1 rRNA gene is annotated in these 2,140 nt (G+C 52.0%); it reads right to left on the bottom strand.

The annotated features are described in order from the left end of the window. Window positions 1-55: 55 nt before the first annotated feature. Window positions 56-1,579, bottom strand: a 16S ribosomal RNA gene (locus JQ46_RS02260). Between the last annotated feature and the right edge of the window lie 561 nt (window positions 1,580-2,140).

The following is a 2,140-nucleotide window of genomic DNA, read 5'->3' as shown; positions in this document are numbered from 1 at the left end:
TTGAACCGGCTACCTATTCACCCAGAAACAAAAACAAAAAATAAAAACTCCTTAGAAAGGAGGTGATCCAGCCGCACCTTCCGGTACGGCTACCTTGTTACGACTTCGTCCCAATCGCCGATCCCACCTTCGACAGCTCCCTAACAAGTTTGGGCCACTGGCTTCGGGTGTTACCAACTTTCATGACGTGACGGGCGGTGTGTACAAGGCCCGGGAACGTATTCACCGCAGCGTTGCTGATCTGCGATTACTAGCGACTCCGACTTCATGGAGTCGAGTTGCAGACTCCAATCCGAACTGAGACCGGCTTTAAGGGATTAGCTCCACCTCACGGTATCGCAACCCACTGTACCGACCATTGTAGCATGTGTGAAGCCCTGGACATAAGGGGCATGATGATTTGACGTCATCCCCACCTTCCTCCGAGTTAACCCCGGCAGTCTCTCGCGAGTCCCCACCATAACGTGCTGGCAACACAAGACAAGGGTTGCGCTCGTTGCGGGACTTAACCCAACATCTCACGACACGAGCTGACGACAACCATGCACCACCTGTACACCAGCCACAAGGGAAACTACATCTCTGCAGCGATCCGGTGTATGTCAAGCCCAGGTAAGGTTCTTCGCGTTGCATCGAATTAATCCACATGCTCCGCCGCTTGTGCGGGCCCCCGTCAATTCCTTTGAGTTTTAGCCTTGCGGCCGTACTCCCCAGGCGGGGCGCTTAATGCGTTAGCTACGGCACGGGAATCGTAAATAAAACCCCCACACCTAGCGCCCACCGTTTACGGCATGGACTACCAGGGTATCTAATCCTGTTCGCTACCCATGCTTTCGCTCCTCAGCGTCAGTAACTGCCCAGAGACCTGCCTTCGCCATCGGTGTTCCTCCTGATATCTGCGCATTTCACCGCTACACCAGGAATTCCAGTCTCCCCTACAGCACTCTAGTTATGCCCGTATCGCCTGCACGCCCGAAGTTAAGCCCCGGGATTTCACAGACGACGCGACAAACCACCTACGAGCTCTTTACGCCCAGTAATTCCGGACAACGCTCGCACCCTACGTATTACCGCGGCTGCTGGCACGTAGTTAGCCGGTGCTTCTTATCCAGGTACCGTCACCAAAAGGCTTCTTCCCTAGCGAAAGGAGTTTACAACCCGAAGGCCGTCATCCCCCACGCGGCGTCGCTGCATCAGGCTTGCGCCCATTGTGCAATATTCCCCACTGCTGCCTCCCGTAGGAGTCTGGGCCGTGTCTCAGTCCCAATGTGGCCGTACACCCTCTCAGGCCGGCTACCCGTCGTCGCCTTGGTAGGCCATTACCCCACCAACAAGCTGATAGGCCGCGGGCTCATCTTGCACCGAAAAACTTTCCACCACACACACTAAAGCATGGTCCTATCCGGTATTAGACCCAGTTTCCCAGGCTTATCCCGAAGTGCAAGGCAGATCACCCACGTGTTACTCACCCGTTCGCCACTCGAGTACCCCTTGCAAGCAAAGGGCCTTTCCGTTCGACTTGCATGTGTTAAGCACGCCGCCAGCGTTCGTCCTGAGCCAGGATCAAACTCTCCATAAAAATGCCATCAGACACATGGTGAGCCTGAAAACCAGGCAAACAAAAAACTACTGACAAAAGAATTGAAAAAAGGATAAATAAATCACATCAACCAACACCAACAACACAAAACGCCGCTGACTATTGATCAGACACAACATACATCCCAAAAACTTTTCCAATAACCATTCATCAGCCCAACAAGCACCCGTAAAAAGGCGACTCCTGCTGGGATACGCACATTACATATCGTGGACACGTTAAAACCACGCTGGCGTAACCACCACCAACCCACAATCCATGCGAGCCAATGGAGCACTGAAACAAGTCACAAAAGTAATAAAGACATACAATGCATCAGAATCAACACAAAGGTTGGTCAACAAAGTATCTAAACTTGGTTCATCACGCTATTGAGTTCTCAAACAACCTACGCACACAACAAACACACCACACAATCGGTGGCAGCCACGTTGCGACGGATTACGAGTGTAAAGCAACCGTGAAAATAAAGCAAATTCCCGGTAAACAACCCGCTGCACTCGCACACACACGAACTGTTTTTACAGCTTTAAAATGATT

The sequence above is a fragment of the Corynebacterium jeikeium genome (genome assembly GCF_000738175.1).
Classification (GTDB): Bacteria; Actinomycetota; Actinomycetes; order Mycobacteriales; family Mycobacteriaceae; genus Corynebacterium; species Corynebacterium jeikeium_C.
The sequence above is the reverse complement of the archived record's forward strand: the minus strand, read 5'-3'. Positions and strand labels throughout refer to the sequence as shown.